Source organism: Rossellomorea sp. ABR4_004 (assembly GCF_056159585.1).
This window is the reverse complement of sequence record NZ_JBSWVM010000002.1, coordinates 380,870-399,803: the sequence shown is the minus strand read 5'-3', so window position 1 is coordinate 399,803 and position 18,934 is coordinate 380,870. Positions and strand designations below refer to the sequence as shown.

Sequence of the window (18,934 nt, the reverse complement as noted above, 5' to 3'; positions counted from 1 at the left end):
CAGTCCTATACAATAAAGAAAGAAGTGAGGATTTTGATTCAATATACGTGTCTCCATCATGTAAGTCTTACGGTGACAGATTTGGAAAAAGCGAAAAATTTCTATGGGAAAACGTTATGTTTAAACGAAATACAGCGTCCCGATTTTGGTTTTCCTGGTGCCTGGTATGAAATAGAGGGACAGCAGCTCCACTTGATCGTCGACCCTTCGTCTCAGACCATTCGTCAGGATAAACGCCTATCCAGCAGGGAAGGTCATTTTGCCCTAAGAGTGGAAAACTACCATGATACTCTAACATGGTTAAAAAAGAACGAGATTGAAATCCTTGAAAAGCCCAACTCAAAAAGCGGATTCGCACAAATTTTCTGCGCAGATCCAGATGGAAATCTGATTGAACTTAATGTGGAACAAAAAGATCTATAAAACCAACAGGAGTGATGGACTCAAGAAAGAGTCGCGCTCCTGTTGGTTTTATTTTTGAGAAAAACGTATTTTATCAAAATCAGTGGAAAAAATAATGATGTAAACTATTTATTATAATTCTTATTAGTTGATAATAATTATAAATAAGGATATAATACATTTATAACAAAGACAAAAGGAGAGAACATACATGAATCAACAATTAGTCGTGTCACTCAACAAACAACTTGCAAACTGGAACGTCCTTTATACAAAACTACACAATTATCATTGGTATGTAACGGGTCCGGAATTCTTCACCCTGCATGAGAAATTTGAAGAATACTACAATGAAGCGGGGAATTATATTGATGAAGTGGCAGAAAGAATTCTGACGATAAAAGGGAAGCCGATCGCCACATTAAAAGAATACCTTGAAACGGCTACCATTGAGGAATCCAACGGAAAAGAATCGTCCACTGAAATGGTCGACGCCTTAGTGAACGATTTTGAACAAATCGTAAAGGATTCCAAGAAAATCATTGAGACAGCAGAGGATTCTCAAGACCAGCCTACAGCTGATTTATTTATAGGCATTAAAACATCCCTGGAACAGCATATTTGGATGTTGAATGCGTTTAATACCCGATAAGACGAAAAAAGCATTGACCAATCCCGGTCAATGCTTTTTTATCCTTAAAATAGCCCCTGAAAACTTTCTTATAAAAAGCTATTACACTCCATTACGATAAAAACACTTTCTCCCTCCCATTAAATTTGCTTTGGAAAATGGTTTTTCGTGTGAAAGCAATGATGACCAAAGCGACGATTAATTCTGCTGCCGGGAGTGCAACCCAAATGCCATTTACGCCAAACCATTGAGGTAATATCCAGAGGGCAGCAAGTAGAAGAATAAATCCACGCATGACAATGATCATGATCGATGGTCCAATATGTCCGATAGATTGATAATACGTCATATAGATGAAATTGATGCCCATGAATAAATATCCTGTGAAAAACAGCTGAATTCCCTGGATTGCAAGTGATTTAATTTCACCCGACGTAACACCAAATAATGAGACAAGAAGAGGAGCTCCCATGAACCCAATAATGAAAAATACAGCTCCTAATAAGATTGCTGATTTCTCTGCTATTTTAACCGTATCCTTTATACGGTCTTGTTGATCGGCTCCATAGTAGAAGCTGATCATAGGCTGAATCGCTGAACTGATACCGAAAAAGGCGAGAAACATAAAGGCGTGTAAATAGTTAACAACAGAAAAGGCAGCTACTCCATTCGTACCGGCAAGCCTTTCCATCATCAAGTTATAGCCAATGACAAATATCAATGTTCCCATTTCAGCAAGGAAACTTGGAAAACCAATTGAAAGGATCTTAATGATAGATTGATTAGACCATTTCAAACGTACAAACGTTAATGTAATGTTTTTTTTCAAAAAATGAGTAAGGAGCACTAGTAATCCAACCACTCCAGAGAGGACGGTAGCTAAAGCGGCACCTTTGACCCCTAACTCCAGAGTGAAAATCATGACGTAGTTTAATACTATATTTATGACAGCTGATACCACTAGACTAATCATGGCCAGTTGAGGATTGCCATCATTTCGAATGAAAATACTCAGTGCATTTTCAAGTGCCATAAACACTCCCCAAATAAGTAGGACGCCAAGGTACTCCATAACAAATACTTTGGTATCCTGATTAGCACCTAATAATATGGATAATTGCTCTAAGTTAACGTAACCATATCCTCCGATAATCAATACGATAATCGTGACCATCGCCATTGAAAATGTGAATATTCTTCTTGCCTTTTGGACGTTGTTTTCCCCAAGTGACATAGAATATAGAGCCCCGCCACCTATTCCAATCCAAAGGGAAATAGAAATAATAATGGAAAAGACCGGAACGGCTATGTTCACACTTGCCAATGCAATAGATCCTAATGCATTTCCTACGAAGATTCCGTCTACAACAATGTTGATCGACATGAGCATAAGACCGATTAAAGACGGGATCAAATAGTGGAAGAAGACGTTTTTAACTGGTTGATTCATTAATTTACCTTGGATGTTCGATGACATCAGTATCCCTCCTGTCGTTTCCTACAAGAGAGAGTTTAAACCTTCAAGGAACTTGAAGGTCAATCTGTTTTTTTCTTCTGAACAGGAATTTCTATTTCTGTTACGAAATGTTGTTGATCTTTCACCACAGACTCATCAATAATCCCGATTTCAATCGGTGCGCCAATCATTTTATAACCAGAGATATTGAGTTCATTCAACAACAATGAATAGCTTTTTGCGACAGTTTCATATGGTCCTTTATGAGGGTAACAGGCATATAGCCCTTCTGGTAAATAAGCATCTTCCTCAGTCAGGTTCCTGTTCCACAGTAGTTTAAATAAACTTTTATATAAGATTGGCCCATCATGATAAAGGCTTTTGGGATCGACAGCAGCTCCAATGTCACCGGTGAATACTCCCTGATTCAAAGAGCTTGATTTTTCTTGATTTACCCCTTCAACATAGATTTCTTCAAAGTCAATATTTAAATCAATCGGCTCGTCATGATATAAAAATGAAACCGGTCTTTTAGGATACTTCTTGTAGGTGACAACTTGGTCCTCGAATAATCCCATTCCATTTTCCAAAGTTCTCATTTTATGGTCTATTTTTCGAGCAGTCAATTCCAATGTGCACATTTCCTGCTTTACTTTGGTTAATTTTTTTTGTAATAGCTCATATGTGTTTTCTGGGGTTCTCACTTCCATGTGACATTGAATATCTCTAATATGTAATCCGATTTTTCGTAAAAATATAATGGTCTCAAGATGTACAAACTGATCAGCTGTATAATACCGATACTGATTCTCCTTATCTGTATATTTTGGCTTGAATAATCCTATCTCGTCGTAATACCTTAATGTTGACTGTGGGATGGAGAATAGCTTGGATACTTCTCCCACCTTAAACCTTTTCTTCATGGAGTTCTCCTTTCCACTCATACAATTATTTCTTCTTTTATTGAAAAGCGAATGCTCTCTGCATTATCATTATGGTTGAAAACCATTTAACTATTCAATCAATAAAACCATAAACTAAGGAGGTTATTCAGAAAAAGTCGGTGGGACGAAGTGTCAGGCAGCCCGCTTGAGAGTAGATGATGTATTCGTAAGAGGAAATTGGAGGTAATGAAGGCTTGACCATTGTTAGCTTTTCTGATCATCGCTTGGATTCTAAGTTGGTTTAAATTCTAACAACTTTTTATCAAAGCAATTAAAGAACTTTTAACAAAGAAGTGACAAATGCAAGTTACTATTTCGTCTTTTTTGTATTGGCACAATAGGTGACATCACATTATTTTTTAATAAACTATGAAACCGCTGAGTTTCCATGATATTGTAAGTAGGACTCTGGATATTGAAAGGATGATTGAAATGAAAGAAAGACAGCAAATGAATGATACACTCTTGAACAAAGAGAAAGCAGTCTCGTTTCTACAACTGGTCGCATCGGGGAAAGTCCAGGAAGCATTCGAGCGTCACGTTGGACCTGACTTTCGCCACCATAATCCGTATTTTCCAGGAGATGCAGATTCGCTTAAGTCAGCAATGGAAGAGAATGCAGCCGGAAACCCGGAGAAGATACTTGAAGTCAAACGTACCATCCAGGAAGGTGACACAGTTGCGGTGCATTCACATGTGAGACAGAATCCAGAGGATCTGGGAGGGGCTGTCATTCATATCTTCCGTTTCGAGGATGAGCGGATCGTTGAATTGTGGGATGTTGGGCAAGCCATTCCGGAGGATTCACCCAATGAGAATGGGGTTTTTTAATTTCTTTAAGTCGATTCCTATGGAGTCGACTTTTTTAATGATAGGCCAGAAAAACTTCTAGTGGCTTCATATTTGCTGCCACCCTTGCGCACTATATAAATACAACAAAAAGGGTGGTGAAAGAATGTCTAAACAGAAGAATAAGGATCTAAAGAATAATAAAGCGATGCCGAAGTCCGATGTGGAATTTGCTCAAGATGGACTTGAGAAGGTGGCCATTAAGGCGCAGGAAAGAAAGAATAAGTAAATAGTAATAAGAAATGAGAAGTTAGGCAACTTCTCATTTTTGGTCTTACGGAATCGTTCCGTTAAAAATATTATTGAATGCTACTATCATTGATTTCCAAATAACCGGCAGGACTGATAGCAAAATCTTTTACGTTGTTTCGAATCGCCGCCATGTTCTCAATCACACGAACCGGGATATAAACAGCGTCTTCCATTTCCAGCTCCTGAGACTTCGCGTAGAGCTCCAAACGTTTCTCCTGATCCATTTCAGAACGTGCCTGTTCGATCAATTGATCGACCTCATCATTACTATAGAAAAATGTATTTCCGGCAGGTCCATGGGAATTGCTGTGGAAGAGATTGTATTGATTATAATCCGCATCGCCTGTGGCATTTCTCCAACTGATGATGAACATTTCTGAATTTCCACTTGTGGCTTGCTCTACAAAGCTTCCATACTCCTGAATCTGTATTTCTAAGTCGATTCCAATTCCTTTGAGTTGGGATTGCATGACTTCAGCCAGGCTGATCCTTTCCTTACTGTCCATTGTAAGCAATGTGGTTTTGAAACCATCAGGGTACCCAGCCTCGGCCAGTAACCTCTTGGCTTCGTTTACATTATACTCATATGATTTCATACCCGGATGATAGCCAAACACTTTAGAGCCTAATAAGGAGTTTGCTTTTTTTCCTATATTATTAAATACACCTTTCATGATGGAATCCATTTCAACCGCATGGGAAATGGCTTTCCGGACACGGACATCATTGAAGGGCTCCTTCTGTACGTTAAACCCTACATACTCGGTACCAAAGCCTTCACTTCGGTAGACTTCAACATTATTGGATGCCTTCACTGAATCCATCATCGTGACAGATAGAGGTTCTGCAATATGGGCTTCGCCCGTTTCAAGCATGGAGATTCTCGTTGTCTCTTCAGGTACGACTTTGAAAACCACTTGGTTTATAGTTGGTTGATCTCCCCAATACTTGTCGTTTCTATTAAACACAATCTCTTTTCCTGTTTCCCAGGACTTGAACACAAATGGACCTGTGCCGACCGGCTCTTGGATAATGTCTTTGCCGTATTTTTCAATGGTCTTTGGACTGATGATTCCGCCTTCATGGCTCGCCAGGATGGATAATAAGGGTGAAAAAGGCTCAGATAAAAGAAATTGAACGGTATGATCATCGACTACTTTTACTTCCCTGACCATTTTGAATACAACCGCACGAGGAGAAGCCACCTTTGGGTCTGTTAATCGATCGAACGTTTTCTTGACAGCCTCGGCATTAAATGGTGTCCCATCATGAAACGAGACATCATCTCTTAGCTTGAATTCCCACGTTGTTTCATCCAACTGCTCCCATTCCTTTGCAAGTAATGGCTTGATTTTGGCCTTTTTGTCTCTGCCGACAAGCCCCTCGTAAATTTTACCGTGTGTGACGCTTGCCGCATTGATGGTGGACATAAAATGATGATCAAGATTCTCCACATCGGATAGACGGGCAATGACCAACTTATTTTCTTTGTTGGAAGCCTGTCCATCAGCTTGGTCACCCGAATTTGCCCCCATATTGGTGGAGCAGCCGCTAATTGCTAACATCAGTACCATTATTCCTATCATGACAACCCTGCTCCTGAACCTATTTACCTTCGTCTTCATCTATTCATCCTCCCCTACGTATTTATTTAATTATAAGAATTTTCAGACATATAAAATTAAGATATCTTTACCGTTTTTTTTGTTTTGTTGACCTTTTTTATTGGGAGGATGTTTTGGTAAGGGAGGATGAGTTTATTCTTACGTTCCTCATGGCTAATGGAAAGTGGTCTCAAGCATCCGGAGGCACATTATATACAGGTGAAGCTTATGAGAATGGGGACCGATTAATACGTTTGTACAAAAAAACCGTCATTTTCTAGCCATTCAGCTACAAATATATCTTTATAATCAGAAATGCCTTGCGACTTGAGTTGTTTTTTTAACCAAACCTCATTAAAACCTAAATCAATTAGTTCATCCCATAAAACTACCCCATCGCGAATTAAAGTAACCGGAACATAAACAGATTTTAAAGGCATATTGAAGTCTTCTTGAGTTGTTTTTTGATACTTTGTCTTTTTTAATATGCTAATGGAGCCATTTGATTCTAAATAACAAAAAGCAACCTCCCGGATAGAAAAGGTTTCGCTTTGCCGAAGTAGGCTTTGCAACTGATTGATATTCATTCGGTTTTTTTTCAATTCTTCTCGATCAACTATTCCATTTTTAATAAGGGCAGACGGTTTTCCTTCAAAAATGCCACGAAACGCTAGATACTTTTGTCCAAGATATTCGACCAAGAAAAGTAAACCGCCCCATAATGCCATTGAGTATATAATATAAAAAACACCGATTTCATGGTCATATAATGCGTTACCAAGTAATTCTCCCAATACAATAGCTGCAATAAAAGTGAAGGGGGTAATTTGATTAATGATTTTCTTTCCAACAAACTTAACGATTATAAAAAGAAGGAAAAATCCAATGATTAGTTCAGTGGTAAGATATAGGACTTTCATAATATAAAAACTCCATTCAAGCAAATCATGATAGTGTTCTATTTCTAATCTTTTTATGTTTGACAATACTAGCTAAAAAGATTCTTGATTAATTCAAGAAATAGCGATTTTGAATAGTATTGGTATAAAATATGCATTTTCTATTTGAAACCTTTGTTTTGAAGGGTTTTCATTCATAGAAACGAATAAGGAATATATCCGTAAAAAAAAAGGAGCGTGTTACTATGAGTAATGTATTCCATAATAAGGAAGGAATAGCGGGTTTTCTAACGGCTAACAGAGAGGATTTTGAGCAAAAACTCTTATCTGAAGCTGTTAATGTTAGTAGCAAAATCAATGATATTCTAGAAAAAGGAAACATCGATTTATTAAAGAATGCAAAGATTTTAGCTCACTATATTGTTGAAAATAAAGAAGAAGAGCTGGTTGAATTTGCAAAAATAGAGGGTATTGCATGGGCGCAACATTCTCTCACACTTGCATTCAAACTGGAATGGGTACATGCAATTAGAAGAACTTTATGGTATTTCCTTTATCAATATGATAATCAAAATGAGGACAAAGAATTTCCTCGAAAGAAATTCTTTGATTTGGAAAAAAGAATAAATGACAGCGTTGATCAGTTCCTGAATAATTTCTTTATCAGTTATTCTGATTACAAAGACGAACTGCTATTGTCGCAGAAAAAACTGGTGGAAAATCTATCTGTCCCTATTATCCCGATCAATAGCTCAATTTCGGTATTGCCTTTAATTGGAATGATAGATACCTATCGTGTCCATACACTGGGAGAAAAAGTGTTGATGGGAATCAGTTCTATGAAAATTCAAACCCTTATTATAGACTTATCCGGTATTGCGGAAATGGAACCGGATGTCATTTTTCAATTTGAGAAGATCTTAAACGGAATAAATATGATGGGATGCAAACCAATCCTTACAGGCCTGCGGGTAGAGCTTGTCAGAAAAATAGTTGATACAGGAGTGGCATTTGACAGTCAAATAGAGACAAAGTGTACATTGCAGCAAACACTCAAAGAACATCTAGTGTTGGAATTAGGAGTTCAAAATTAATTTTAAAATTTTATTTATATAAAAAGAAACAAAAGAATGATTAATTGAATGGTGACTCTAATGATATAAACTAACAAAAGACTGTTATTCCAGAAAACGGGGAAAAGCTGAAGATCAATGACCTGATCTCCAGCTTTTTCATTGTTCAATAATCATGCAGTGTTACTTTCTAAAGCGACTATCCGCCACTTGATCCAGATCCAGTGGCAAAAAAGCATAATCTCCATCTTTCATAATTTCACGTTTTATAACGGGAACAGGTTGTTTGAAAAGCGGCCCATCCACTACTGTGGTATGGAACTCTCCACCTTCTCCGCATGGATCGATCCCTCGGGCTTCAAGTTCCTTTATGTATTCGTGGGTTAACGTTCGCCCTAAATCGTCCGGGCGCATACCCAGGGATAAATTAACCGTTACAACAATGGATACAAATCCCAGACTGATGAACTCTTCGACAGCTTCACGATGGTTCATTCCCCATAAAGGCATCCCGAGCTTTAGCCTTGCGTTCTTCGCCACTTTTTCATGCCAGCAGCCGTGTTCAGGCATATCCAGGTCTCCCGTCACTAACACTTCTGCCCCTTGATTCTTTGCTTTTTCTAAAAGGGTCATGAAGGCTTCTTCATAATTTGTCCAACTGGCAGCTGCTGTGAACACGGGCAATCCGATCGATTCTGCTTGTGCACGGATAAGCTCCGGAGGCATCCCGTGGGATCTGGAACGTTTTCCTTCTTCCTCCAGCATCACGATCAGGCCGATCGCCTCTCCATCCTTCGATGCTTTATATAGAGCTAAAACACTATCCTTTCCTCCGCTAAACGACGTGATGAATGAATGCCCGCGAGCACCATGTTTCCATTCCTTTGATTCTGTCATTCTTATCTTTCCTCCTAAATCGTTTTACATATTTTCTAACTGATTTCATCGTTTCTATCATTCTACCACGATGAGGCTATATAGATAACATCATACTAGTAGATGTCTAAGTCCATAAAGACAAGAGAGTCGCCTATTTGACGACTCTCTTACTCGTACCATTACGAGTATGGTCTCATTTTCTAGGAATCCGAATCTCATTAATCACCAGTGATATCACCACTAACCCACTCGACACGAAAAAGCTGATCCAGGTCGATTGTATTGAATTATAGCTTAGGAGGGACAGTAACCCGGTCCCTAAGCCTATCAATGAGCAATAAGGAAGGAGCATCGGGATCATTTTTTTATAAAAGATGACCACCAGCATGGTCGGAATGATGGCTGCATACACCTGGGCAAAAAAGAAGATAAGCTCCATCAGGCTCGGTGACAAGATCGAGCTGATGAGAAAGAGTGAAAGGGAAAGCACACCGGAGACCAAATAGGTCTTTTTCAATTGCTGGTCTTCACTCCAATCGAACTTGTGGTTCAGCATATTGCGGATGACCATGATTGAAGTGGCATGGAGCTCGGCCCCCACGGTGGAGGCAATGGCACTGAAGCAGCAGCCGATAAATAATAGAAGCAGGAACAATGAGTCGATTTTCTCCACCAGCTGACTCAATATGGAGTAAATGTTTTCAAAGCCCTGCCCATAAACCGCAATCAGTACAATCGCGGTGAAGGCAAGGGGAATGGTCGCCCATATGATCCCGGCCATCATAAAGGATGTTCGGACCTTGGATTTTTCAATGATATAGATCCGCTGCCAGCTCGCCCGGTCGATCAATACTTGTCCGAATCCAATCAGAAATGCGGTAAGAATGAACAAGGTGATTTCATTATGTTTCAGAAATAATAAGTAGGGATGATAAAGAAGCAATCCATCATAAACGGGAAAAATACCTTTTTGGATAAAAAAATAAACGGGAATCAGGATGATGGCTGCGAAAATAAACGAGATATGAATCCCTTCAAAGCGATGGATTTGCTTCATGCCTCCTATGGACAACAGGAAGCAGTATAAAAAGAATACGAGTAACCCTACATAGATAGGTGTTTTTAATAGAAAATGAAATAACACACCTGCCCCCAGTGCTTGTATGAGCAGGGAGTCCAGGCTTGTCAGGAGCAATACCCACATGACGAACCAGTATGACTGGCCATGGAGCCTTTCTTTCAATACATCCCCCAGAGTCTTGGAGTTTGGGAATCGTTCCCTGATATAGGGCGTGATCCACCCGAATAGAAAGAGAGCCGTGGCTCCCATCATGGCGTAGCCAATTCCACCAAGCAGTCCATATTTCACGAGTGTTTCAGGAGAGGACAAAATTGTATTGCCGGTCACCCATCTTGCCAGGAGCGAAACGACTCCATACGCTACTCCAAACGTGATCGTTCCTTGTATATACTCACGATACGTTCGTGCCTTCATTGCTTCATACCTTCTCTCTTATCCGATATTCCCTTGGAGTGTATCCTGTTTGCTTCTTGAATAATGAACTGAAATAGTGCTGGCTGCTAAATCCGCACGCTTCAGAAATAGAAGAAATGGACTTTTCTGTATCCTGCCGCAGTAATCGCTGTGCGGCCTGGACTCTGAAATCATTCAGGTATTCAGAGAAGCTGATCCCCATCTCTTCATGAAATTTTCTGCTCAGGTACGTACCGTTGATATGGATCTGGCTCGCCAATGAAGAAAGGGAAAGCTTATCGCTGTATTGTTCATGGATGATCGTTAACGCTTCCTGCACGATATGGGATTGGATGGATGCGTATTTATAGTGGTCGAGAACTTTGAATAATTCTTCCTCAATAATCGGTTTTGTCAAATAATCCTTTGCCCCGAGTCGCAGGGAGGCCTGTGCATAATCGAATGATTGGTAGGCCGTGACCATTATGATGTCGATATGGTCATATTTCTTCATTTCAATCCCGAGTTCGATCCCTGATTTACCGGGCAGTTGAATGTCGAGGAGCGTAAGACGAATCGGATGTTCCGTCAGGATCTTTAACGCCTGTGACGCATCCGCGGCTGTATGAATCGTCCAGTAAGGATATTTTTCGTGAATCATGTAGTTGAGCTGCTCCAGTTCAAGGGGCTCATCGTCAACGAGCAAAATATGCATGGGGCTTCCTCCTTCATCAAGTAATCGTGTCTTCTCTGGTCATATGAGGCCAGAAGATCTGGACACTCGTTCCTTTGGCTTCTTCATTCAGCTGAATGAGGATTTCTTCCTTCGGAAAGAGCATCTGTAATCGCTTCTGGATATTGTGTAATCCAATTCCACGGTCGTCCTTTTGAACATCTAGCGCTTCCAATGTGGTTGATGAGCTGTTCCATACTTCTAAGTACACTTTGTTCCTTTGCTCATTCAGGATGATGATCAGCTTACCTTGTCCGGGATGCTTTTCAAGTCCATGCTTAAAGGCGTTTTCAACAACGGTCTGCAGGAGGTAAGGGGGGACCAGGGAAGACTTGCAGCTCTCTTCCACGCTCCACACTACATCGAGCCGATCTCTGAATCTCAACCTTTGAATGTCGAGATAATATCGGGTGTATTGGATTTCCTCCTCCATGGTGATCAATGGGTCAGTCTGTTTGTATTTGAACTTAAAGTATTTGGAAAGCACCTCGATGGCAGAAATCAGTTCTTCCTTGCGATTCAAACGTGCCAGGCTCAGGATGACATTAAGTGTATTGAAAAAAAAGTGGGGCTGGATCTGTTGGTTCAGTTGGTTGTATTTAGCTTCCTGAAGTTCCTGTTTCAGAAGCAGTTCGTTCTTTTCTTTCTCCAGTTGATCCAGACGTTTTTCAAATAGAAAGAGAAACAATAAGCTAAAAGCCCCAATGATTGGGGCTAATACGGACAGCATGATATAAAATGAAAAGGATTCTTGTGTAATCATGTGAAGAACTCCTAAAGTGGTGAGTCATACTTTCTATTTTATAAGAAAACTAAGATTCTGAAAATATGTTTAGACATAATGGCACCTTGTGAAATGCTCCCCATGACCGGTCATGGGAGGCAGTTCTGCTTTACACAAATCCGTTGCCAGAGGGCAGCGGGTGTGAAACTTACATCCGGACGGCGGATTCAATGGGGAAGGGACATCCCCTTTTAAAAGGATTCTTTCTCTTTTCTTAGAAAAATCAGGTACGGGGATGGCTGAAAGCAATGCTTTGGTATAAGGGTGAGTAGGGTTGTCAAACAGCTCATGCTTTGTCCCGATCTCGACAACCTTCCCCAGATACATGACAATCACCCGATCTGATATATGACGTACAACACTTAAATCATGGGAAATAAAGAGGTACGTCAATTTCAATTCCTTCTGAAGTTTCTTTAACAGGTTCAAGATTTGTGCCTGAATGGATACATCCAGTGCCGATACGGCTTCATCACAGATGAGTACTTTCGGATTGACCGCCAATGCCCGTGCGATTCCGATCCTTTGTCGCTGGCCGCCGCTGAATTCGTGGGGGAGACGGTCGAGTGATGTAATCGGGAGGCCCACATAGTCCAATAATTCCTTCATTCGAGTTTCATGCTTGGAAGGGGGCAGTACTTTTTGTATGGTCATGGCTTCCTTCAGGATCTTTCTGACGGTTTGTCTCGGATTCAAGGAGGCAAACGGATCCTGGAAAATGACCTGGATATCGCCCCTCATATTTCTTAATCCCTTTTTGGATAGACTGTTCAATTGGATTCCTTTGTATTGGATGCTGCCTTCCGTCGGCTTATCCAGCTGTAAGATCGCACGGCCGGTTGTCGATTTACCGCAGCCGGACTCACCTACGATACTGAGGGTTTCCCCTTCATACAGCGTGAAGGTGATATCGTCCACGGCTTTCACCACTTGTTTCGGCTGGAACAACGACTCCCTTTTGATAGGGAAGTACTGTTTCAGGCCCTTCACTTCTAAAATAGGTTTTTTCTCTGTCATCAAAGCGGTCATGTCATCTGCACCTCTTTCTCGGCATTATATAGAAAACATCTGATTTGACTGCCATCCTTCGAGGAATTGAGCTGTGGCTCTTCCTTGTGACATCGTGCGGTCGCCAATGCGCAACGGGGAGAAAAACGGCAGCCTTTTGGCATGTCATAGGGGGAAGGGACACTTCCCGGCATCGTTTCCAGCTCTGCCTGGTCTTCATGCAATTTCGGTAATGAAGACAGCAGCCCATTTGTGTAGGGATGCTTCGGATTGGAGAATAATTGTTCCGTCGAACTATATTCCACCACCTGTCCGGCATACATAACCGCTACTTTGTCACATAGCTCGGCTACCACTCCTAAATCGTGTGTGATGAAGATGATTCCCATATTCAGCTTTTTCTGAAGGTCCTTCATCAGCTCAAGGATTTGTGCCTGGATCGTCACATCCAGTGCCGTAGTCGGCTCATCCGCAATCAGGACTTCGGGATTGCAGGCAAGTGCCATGGCGATCATGACACGTTGCCTCATTCCGCCGCTCAGCTGAAAAGGCTCTTGTTTCGCCCTTTGTTCAGGAGAAGGGATGCCTACTAATTCGAGCATTTCGACCGCTTTCTTCCATGCTTCCTTTTTCCCGAGCTTTTGGTGGATGCGAACAGCTTCTGCAATCTGCTCCCCGACCGGTATGACAGGATTCAATGACGTCATTGGCTCTTGGAATATCATAGAAATTTGGTTTCCGCGCACTTTTCTAAGCTCAGAATCGGACATTTTAAGGATGTCCTTTCCTTTCAATTCAATGGTGCCGTCCACTATCTTTCCGGGAGGGGAGGGGACAAGACGAAGAATCGAAAGGGAGGTCATGCTTTTTCCACAGCCTGATTCTCCTACGATCCCCAGCGTCTCGCCTTCGTGAAGGACAAAATCAATTCCATCCACGGCTTTCGTCACTCCTTTTTTCGACGTGAAATGGGTTTTTAAGTTTTTTACTTCCAAGACCACATTTTTACTCATTACAACCACTCCTAGTTAAGTTCAATTCGTTTGTTAAAGAATCGGTATAAAACGTCTACGAATAGATTGACGATCACGAAGACCAGGGATGCGACCAGTACTCCGCCTTGAACCATCGGTAGGTCACGTGTACGGATCGAGTCAACGATCATCCGGCCGAGACCGTTGATGGCAAAGACGGATTCGATTAATACCGTCCCTCCGAGCAGTGCCCCAAACTGAAGGCCGACTACGGTGATGACGGGAATCAATGCATTGCGCAGGGCATGCTTATAGATAATGGCAAAGCTTTTCAAACCCTTTGCCTGAGCAGTACGGATATAGTCCTGCCTTACGACCTCAAGCATGCTGGATCGGGTCATTCTGGCTACGATGGCAGCTCCTCCGACCCCGAGCGTAAAGGCCGGTAAAATGATGTGCAGCATGCTGTCCCATCCTGCTACAGGTAAAAGCTGAAGTTTGACAGAGAATAAGTAGATGGATAGCAGACCTAGGAAGAAGCTTGGAAGGGAAATCCCTAATAAAGCGACGATCATCACGGAAATATCGGTAGCAGAGTATGGTCTGACTGCCGATATGATCCCAGCGGTCATTCCAAGGACAATCGTAATGAGAATACTGTAAAAGGCAAGCTCAATCGTGATCGGTAAGCGGGTCATGATTTCCTGGATGACAGGCTGTTGGCTCTTCAGAGATTGTCCAAGGTCACCCTGGAAGACATTCATGATGTATTCTCCATATTGAACATACAAAGGGCGGTTCAAGCCGAGCTCTGTCCGTAGTTGGTTGATGGCTTCTTTCGATGCCCCTTCCCCTGCAAGTATGATAGCGGGGTCTCCGGGGACCATCTGCATGATGAGAAAGACAACCAGGGTCACACCGAATATGACGGGGATGATTTCTATTAATCTTCTGAAAATGTACAATATCATTTGCTATTCCTCCTTATTATGATTTCAGTCTCGGATCAAGTGCGTCCCGAAGTCCGTCCCCGAACAGGTTAAAGCCGAGTACGAGAATGGAAATCGCCAACCCCGGGAAGAGGGCGATGTAGGGAGCTGTGAATAAAAAGTCCCTTCCACTGGACAACATCGTACCCCATTCAGGTGAAGGAGGCTGTGCGCCCAAACCAAGGAAAGATAATCCCGCTGCTGAAAGGATGGCGGTGGCAAGCCGCAAGGATCCTTGAATGATGATGGGAGATAAAATGTTCGGCAGGATATGCCTGAAGATGATGATGAAATCATTGGCTCCAAGTGACCGGATGGCATCGATATATTCAAGCTTCTTCGTTTCGAGCGTCGATCCCCGGACAACCCTTGCAAATAAAGGGATGGAGAACACCCCGACGGCAATCATGACATTCACAAGGCTTGGTCCCAGGGCAGAGATGATCGCAAGAGCCAATAGGATCCCAGGGAAAGCAAGCATGACATCCAGGATTCTGCTGATAAAGGTATCGATCCATCCTCCGTAAAACCCTGAAATCAACCCCATGATGATGCCAAAGAAAGCACCGAAGCCGACTGCGGCAAAACCGACCCCCATTGAAAGGCGGGAGCCATAAAGGATCCTTGCAAGGATATCCCGTCCTTTATCATCAGTTCCCATCCAATGTTCTGTGCTCGGGGGCTGGAGTTTATTGTCCAGTTGAATGTCATAAGGATCATAAATAGCAAGTAAAGGAGCAAATGTGGCAATGAGAATATAGAAGAGAATGATTCCTCCACCAACCACTGCTGCCTTGTTTTTCGAAAAGGTGTCCCAGAAGGGTTTGACCCTTTTTTCAAAAACGCTCGGTTTTGAATCGAGTATGGGTGATTGAATTTCTTGAACTTTAAGTTCTGTCGACATGACGTTTCCTCCTCATTGAAATGATTTGTGTAATTCAAAGATAGAGGAAGAGGGGTGGAAAAGGAAGGTGATAAGTTTGAATTGTCAAAATAATTAAAAAGTTGGTAAAGATATTGAAAATCATTCACTGTTTTCTTTTTTATAATGCAGATAGGCACCATCAATACGGAAAAGGGAGAGTGGAGGAATTGAAAGAAAAGAAGAAGTATTTCAGGGGGATCGCAGGATTATTGATCGTGATGGTCATGCTCATCACCCAGGCGTGTTCAACAAGTAATGTAGAAAGTGAAACCGCAAGCAAACAAGGCGGTGAATCAGAAGGCGGAATACTGAAGGTCGTCCGATTATCCGATGCAACCAATTTGGACCCCCACTTCATCACAGATATTCCGTCCGCCAATGTACTTTATCAAAAGGTGTACGAGAGCCTTGTGACGTTTGATAAAGAAATGAACATTGTTCCGTCACTGGCGAAAAGCTGGGAGCAGCCGGACGATACGACGTGGGAATTCACATTAAATGAAGGAATCATGTTCCACGACGGTTCTGAATTTAACGCAGAGGCAGTCAAAGTAACGTTCGACCGCTTACTGGATCCTAACACCGGGTCTCCTCAAAAGGATAAACTCGGGATGATCAAAGAAATCAACGTATTGGATGAATATAAAGTGCAGTTCAAGCTAGATGCTCCTTATGCACCTCTCTTATCGATCCTTGCAAGTAACGAAGGAAGCATCATGAGCCCGAAAGCCGTGAAAGAAAATCCTGAAAGTCTTGCTAAACACCCGATCGGAACCGGGCCATTTGCTTTCGAATCCTGGAAATCAGGTCAGTCCATCACCCTTGAAAAAAATGAAGAGTATTGGGGAGAACAGCCGAATATTGATGGAATCGAGTTTCAGGTTGTACCAGAGGACGCTACGCGATTAGCGATGATTGAAACGGGTGAAGCTCATATCAGTGATCAAGTGCCCGTGACTGAAATCGAGCGCATCGAAAGCTCTGACACATTGAATCTGTATCGAACAGAAGGGTTAGCCGTAGAGTATGTCGGATTCAATACTCAGAAAGAGCCCTTTGATAATGTAAAGGTAAGACAGGCCATTTCCATGGCTATTGAAAGAGAAGCGATCATTAAAGGTGTCTATAACGGAGTGGGTACATTAGCGAATGCCGCCATGAGTCCACAAGTATTCGGTCATAGTGAAAACGTGAAACCATATGAGTATGACCCGAATTCTGCAAAGGAGCTTTTGAAAGAAGCTGGATTTGAGAAAGGTCTAGAACTGACACTGATTACAAGTGACCGTAAAGAACGGATCAATATGGCAGAAGTCATTCAGTCCCAACTGAAGGGAATCGGGATCAAAGTCAATATTCAAGTGCTTGAATATGGTGCGTATATTGAAGCCGTAGACACAGGAGAACAAGATATGTTTATCGGCGGTTGGGGGAATGCAACCGGTGATGGAGACTACAACCAATACAACTTGTTCCACTCTGCTTCCCACGGTTCACCAGGAAACCATTTCTATTACACCAATGAAAAAGTCGATGATCTCATCGAGCAGGCAAGAAAAGAAGTGGACCCTGAAGTCAGAAAGACATTATATGAAGAAGCGATGACCATTGAAATGGAAGAAGCGGTATACATTCCAATTCGAAACTACGAGCATTTAGCAGTGTACAACAATGAAGTGAAGGATTTCTGGTTGAGTGCTGCCAACTACTTAATGGTGAATGACGCAACGATCGAATAGTAAAAGTTACGGATAGTGGATGAGCACCATCCGTAACCTACTAAACACTAAATCTTGGAGGCTGATTTGATGAAAACAGTATGGATGAAAAATGTGAGAATAGAAACGGGATTTGAGAAAGAGAATGAAGTCGTGACAGGAACCCTTACTGAATCTGCCCATGTCAAATTAGAAGGGGGAAAGATTACGGCCATCACGAAAGACGAAACTGAGATTGAAGCTGGAGCAGTTGTATTGGATGCCAAAGGGAAATTGATCCTGCCTTCCTTCCGTGAAATGCACATCCATATCGATAAAACCTATTACAGTGGTCCATGGAAGGCGTGCCGTCCGATCACAAAAGGTATTTTTACAAGAATAGAAGAAGAACAGGAGCTGCTGCCTAAGCAATTGCCTTACGCCCAGGAGAGAGCTGAAAAAATGATTGAGCTGCTGCTTCAAAATGGCCACACTCACATCCGGACGCATTGCAACATCGAACCGACTTCCGGTTTAAAGCACCTTGAAGTCACCGTTAAAGCATTAGAGAAGTATAAACATCAGCTCACTTATGACATTGTGGCGTTTCCTCAGCATGGACTCCTGCGCAGCCATTCAGTGGAACTGATGCGGGAAGCCATGAAAAATGGTGCCACCCTTGTTGGCGGAGTCGATCCGGCGACAGTGGACCGTCATATCGATCATTCGCTTTATACGACGTTTGATATTGCCACTGAGCATAATGCCGGTGTCGACATTCACCTTCATGACCCCGACACACTTGGCGCCTTTACCTTTGAACGTCTTGCAGATTTTACAAAGGAAGCTAACTTGAAAGGGCGTGTCACAATCAGTCATGCCATTGCACTTGGAGATCTTGAGGGGCAATCTCTTACAGACATGATGTCCATTCTGAAAGATCAAGAGATTGATATTACCACCACGATTCCGATTAACCGTCCAACCATTCCGGTTCCGACTCTGGATCAGTACGGTTTACAGGTATCCGTCGGTCATGACAGCTTAACCGATCACTGGTCACCTTTTGGAACCGGGGATACGATCGAGAAGCTGAATATCCTTGCTGAACGATTCAGACTGATCGATGAGTACTCCATCAACCGTACATGGAAATATGCATCCGGAGGTATCACGCCGTTGGATGACGCAGGAAAACGAGTGTGGCCTCAAGTGGGGGACGCAGCAGACTTTGTCCTGGTGGAAGCAAGCTGTTCAGCGGAAGCAGTGGCAAGAAGAGCAAAAATTGATTCTGTTTATAAGAACGGGGAAAAAGTGGTGCTGCCTCATTCTGAATCCGTACTGATTAATAAATAATAGAT

At 42.2% G+C, this 18,934-nt stretch carries 19 protein-coding genes; 7 read left to right on the top strand and 12 right to left on the bottom strand.

The annotated features are described in order from the left end of the window. Positions 1-33: 33 nt before the first annotated feature. Together ACXAF2_RS14820 and ACXAF2_RS14815 are read left to right on the top strand one after the other, a co-directional pair. Complete coding sequence (locus tag ACXAF2_RS14820) at positions 34-423, top strand: VOC family protein (protein WP_475139758.1); 390 nt, start codon at positions 34-36, stop codon at positions 421-423. 190 nt (positions 424-613) lie between these two features. Then, complete coding sequence (locus tag ACXAF2_RS14815; protein ID WP_475139756.1) at positions 614-1,054, top strand: Dps family protein; 441 nt, start codon at positions 614-616, stop codon at positions 1,052-1,054. A gap of 91 nt (positions 1,055-1,145) precedes the next feature. On the opposite strand, the gene ACXAF2_RS14810 is transcribed toward ACXAF2_RS14815, so the two are convergent. Both ACXAF2_RS14810 and ACXAF2_RS14805 read right to left on the bottom strand, forming a co-directional pair. After that, positions 1,146-2,510 carry an MATE family efflux transporter gene (locus tag ACXAF2_RS14810; protein WP_475139755.1) on the bottom strand — a complete coding sequence of 455 codons (1,365 nt, stop codon included), beginning with the start codon at positions 2,508-2,510 and terminating at the stop codon, positions 1,146-1,148. 59 nt (positions 2,511-2,569) lie between these two features. Next, on the bottom strand, positions 2,570-3,412 hold the full coding sequence (locus ACXAF2_RS14805; RefSeq protein WP_475139753.1) for a MerR family transcriptional regulator: 843 nt from the start codon (positions 3,410-3,412) through the stop codon (positions 2,570-2,572). Positions 3,413-3,865: 453 nt separating this feature from the next. Here ACXAF2_RS14805 and ACXAF2_RS14800 point away from each other — a divergent pair, with 453 nt between their 5' ends. Then, positions 3,866-4,264 carry a nuclear transport factor 2 family protein gene (locus tag ACXAF2_RS14800; protein WP_475139751.1) on the top strand — a complete coding sequence of 133 codons (399 nt, stop codon included), beginning with the start codon at positions 3,866-3,868 and terminating at the stop codon, positions 4,262-4,264. 124 nt (positions 4,265-4,388) lie between these two features. Further along, a complete protein-coding gene (locus ACXAF2_RS14795) occupies positions 4,389-4,511 on the top strand; it encodes a hypothetical protein (RefSeq protein ID WP_258549680.1) in 123 nt (40 codons plus the stop codon). Between the two features lie 70 nt (positions 4,512-4,581). Here the strand turns inward: ACXAF2_RS14795 and ACXAF2_RS14790 are convergent, their stop codons facing one another. Together ACXAF2_RS14790 and ACXAF2_RS14785 are read right to left on the bottom strand one after the other, a co-directional pair. Then, on the bottom strand, positions 4,582-6,159 hold the full coding sequence (locus tag ACXAF2_RS14790) for a glutathione ABC transporter substrate-binding protein (RefSeq protein ID WP_475139750.1): 1,578 nt from the start codon (positions 6,157-6,159) through the stop codon (positions 4,582-4,584). 224 nt (positions 6,160-6,383) lie between these two features. Next, a complete protein-coding gene (locus ACXAF2_RS14785; RefSeq protein ID WP_475139748.1) occupies positions 6,384-7,058 on the bottom strand; it encodes a DUF421 domain-containing protein in 675 nt (224 codons plus the stop codon). 224 nt (positions 7,059-7,282) lie between these two features. Between ACXAF2_RS14785 and ACXAF2_RS14780 the strand changes: the two genes are divergently transcribed. Next, a complete protein-coding gene (locus tag ACXAF2_RS14780; protein WP_475139747.1) occupies positions 7,283-8,131 on the top strand; it encodes an STAS domain-containing protein in 849 nt (282 codons plus the stop codon). 162 nt (positions 8,132-8,293) lie between these two features. Here the strand turns inward: ACXAF2_RS14780 and ACXAF2_RS14775 are convergent, their stop codons facing one another. From ACXAF2_RS14775 to ACXAF2_RS14740, 8 genes are all read right to left on the bottom strand, one after another. After that, positions 8,294-9,007 (bottom strand): Dph6-related ATP pyrophosphatase, encoded by a 714-nt coding sequence (locus tag ACXAF2_RS14775; RefSeq protein WP_475139745.1) that lies wholly within the window; start codon positions 9,005-9,007, stop codon positions 8,294-8,296. A gap of 175 nt (positions 9,008-9,182) precedes the next feature. Then, positions 9,183-10,484 carry a hypothetical protein gene (locus ACXAF2_RS14770; RefSeq protein ID WP_475139744.1) on the bottom strand — a complete coding sequence of 434 codons (1,302 nt, stop codon included), beginning with the start codon at positions 10,482-10,484 and terminating at the stop codon, positions 9,183-9,185. A gap of 4 nt (positions 10,485-10,488) precedes the next feature. Then, complete coding sequence (locus ACXAF2_RS14765) at positions 10,489-11,178, bottom strand: response regulator transcription factor (protein ID WP_475139743.1); 690 nt, start codon at positions 11,176-11,178, stop codon at positions 10,489-10,491. 16 nt (positions 11,179-11,194) lie between these two features. Further along, complete coding sequence (locus ACXAF2_RS14760) at positions 11,195-11,959, bottom strand: sensor histidine kinase (protein WP_475139741.1); 765 nt, start codon at positions 11,957-11,959, stop codon at positions 11,195-11,197. Between the two features lie 69 nt (positions 11,960-12,028). Continuing rightward, on the bottom strand, positions 12,029-13,009 hold the full coding sequence (locus ACXAF2_RS14755) for an ABC transporter ATP-binding protein (protein WP_475139739.1): 981 nt from the start codon (positions 13,007-13,009) through the stop codon (positions 12,029-12,031). Next, a complete protein-coding gene (locus ACXAF2_RS14750) occupies positions 13,006-14,001 on the bottom strand; it encodes an ABC transporter ATP-binding protein (protein WP_475139738.1) in 996 nt (331 codons plus the stop codon). The genes ACXAF2_RS14755 and ACXAF2_RS14750 overlap by 4 nt, the downstream gene beginning before the upstream one ends. Positions 14,002-14,012: 11 nt before the next feature. After that, positions 14,013-14,933: an ABC transporter permease gene (locus ACXAF2_RS14745; RefSeq protein WP_113970311.1), complete on the bottom strand. Its 921-nt coding sequence runs from the start codon at positions 14,931-14,933 to the stop codon at positions 14,013-14,015. A 16-nt stretch (positions 14,934-14,949) separates the two neighbouring features. Further along, a complete protein-coding gene (locus ACXAF2_RS14740; protein ID WP_475139736.1) occupies positions 14,950-15,855 on the bottom strand; it encodes an ABC transporter permease in 906 nt (301 codons plus the stop codon). A gap of 239 nt (positions 15,856-16,094) precedes the next feature. Between ACXAF2_RS14740 and ACXAF2_RS14735 the strand changes: the two genes are divergently transcribed. After that, positions 16,095-17,615 (top strand): glutathione ABC transporter substrate-binding protein, encoded by a 1,521-nt coding sequence (locus ACXAF2_RS14735; RefSeq protein ID WP_475140413.1) that lies wholly within the window; start codon positions 16,095-16,097, stop codon positions 17,613-17,615. A 69-nt stretch (positions 17,616-17,684) separates the two neighbouring features. After that, positions 17,685-18,929, top strand: coding sequence for an amidohydrolase family protein (locus ACXAF2_RS14730; RefSeq protein WP_475139734.1), 1,245 nt, complete (start codon positions 17,685-17,687; stop codon positions 18,927-18,929). Positions 18,930-18,934: the final 5 nt, after the last annotated feature.

Bases quoted from the DNA above. Each gene is read 5' to 3' on its own strand.
- ACXAF2_RS14740 (WP_475139736.1), bottom strand. From the start codon at position 15,855: ATGTCGACAGAACTTAAAGTTCAAGAAATTCAATCACCCATACTCGAT.
- ACXAF2_RS14790 (WP_475139750.1), bottom strand. From the start codon at position 6,159: ATGAAGACGAAGGTAAATAGGTTCAGGAGCAGGGTTGTCATGATAGGA.
- ACXAF2_RS14785 (WP_475139748.1), bottom strand. From the start codon at position 7,058: ATGAAAGTCCTATATCTTACCACTGAACTAATCATTGGATTTTTCCTT.
- ACXAF2_RS14795 (WP_258549680.1), top strand. From the start codon at position 4,389: ATGTCTAAACAGAAGAATAAGGATCTAAAGAATAATAAAGCGATGCCG.
- ACXAF2_RS14760 (WP_475139741.1), bottom strand. From the start codon at position 11,959: ATGATTACACAAGAATCCTTTTCATTTTATATCATGCTGTCCGTATTA.
- ACXAF2_RS14755 (WP_475139739.1), bottom strand. From the start codon at position 13,009: ATGACCGCTTTGATGACAGAGAAAAAACCTATTTTAGAAGTGAAGGGC.
- ACXAF2_RS14730 (WP_475139734.1), top strand. From the start codon at position 17,685: ATGAAAACAGTATGGATGAAAAATGTGAGAATAGAAACGGGATTTGAG.
- ACXAF2_RS14745 (WP_113970311.1), bottom strand. From the start codon at position 14,933: ATGATATTGTACATTTTCAGAAGATTAATAGAAATCATCCCCGTCATA.
- ACXAF2_RS14805 (WP_475139753.1), bottom strand. From the start codon at position 3,412: ATGAAGAAAAGGTTTAAGGTGGGAGAAGTATCCAAGCTATTCTCCATC.
- ACXAF2_RS14815 (WP_475139756.1), top strand. From the start codon at position 614: ATGAATCAACAATTAGTCGTGTCACTCAACAAACAACTTGCAAACTGG.
- ACXAF2_RS14810 (WP_475139755.1), bottom strand. From the start codon at position 2,510: ATGTCATCGAACATCCAAGGTAAATTAATGAATCAACCAGTTAAAAAC.
- ACXAF2_RS14775 (WP_475139745.1), bottom strand. From the start codon at position 9,007: ATGACAGAATCAAAGGAATGGAAACATGGTGCTCGCGGGCATTCATTC.
- ACXAF2_RS14770 (WP_475139744.1), bottom strand. From the start codon at position 10,484: ATGAAGGCACGAACGTATCGTGAGTATATACAAGGAACGATCACGTTT.
- ACXAF2_RS14800 (WP_475139751.1), top strand. From the start codon at position 3,866: ATGAAAGAAAGACAGCAAATGAATGATACACTCTTGAACAAAGAGAAA.
- ACXAF2_RS14780 (WP_475139747.1), top strand. From the start codon at position 7,283: ATGAGTAATGTATTCCATAATAAGGAAGGAATAGCGGGTTTTCTAACG.
- ACXAF2_RS14765 (WP_475139743.1), bottom strand. From the start codon at position 11,178: ATGCATATTTTGCTCGTTGACGATGAGCCCCTTGAACTGGAGCAGCTC.
- ACXAF2_RS14750 (WP_475139738.1), bottom strand. From the start codon at position 14,001: ATGAGTAAAAATGTGGTCTTGGAAGTAAAAAACTTAAAAACCCATTTC.
- ACXAF2_RS14735 (WP_475140413.1), top strand. From the start codon at position 16,095: ATGGTCATGCTCATCACCCAGGCGTGTTCAACAAGTAATGTAGAAAGT.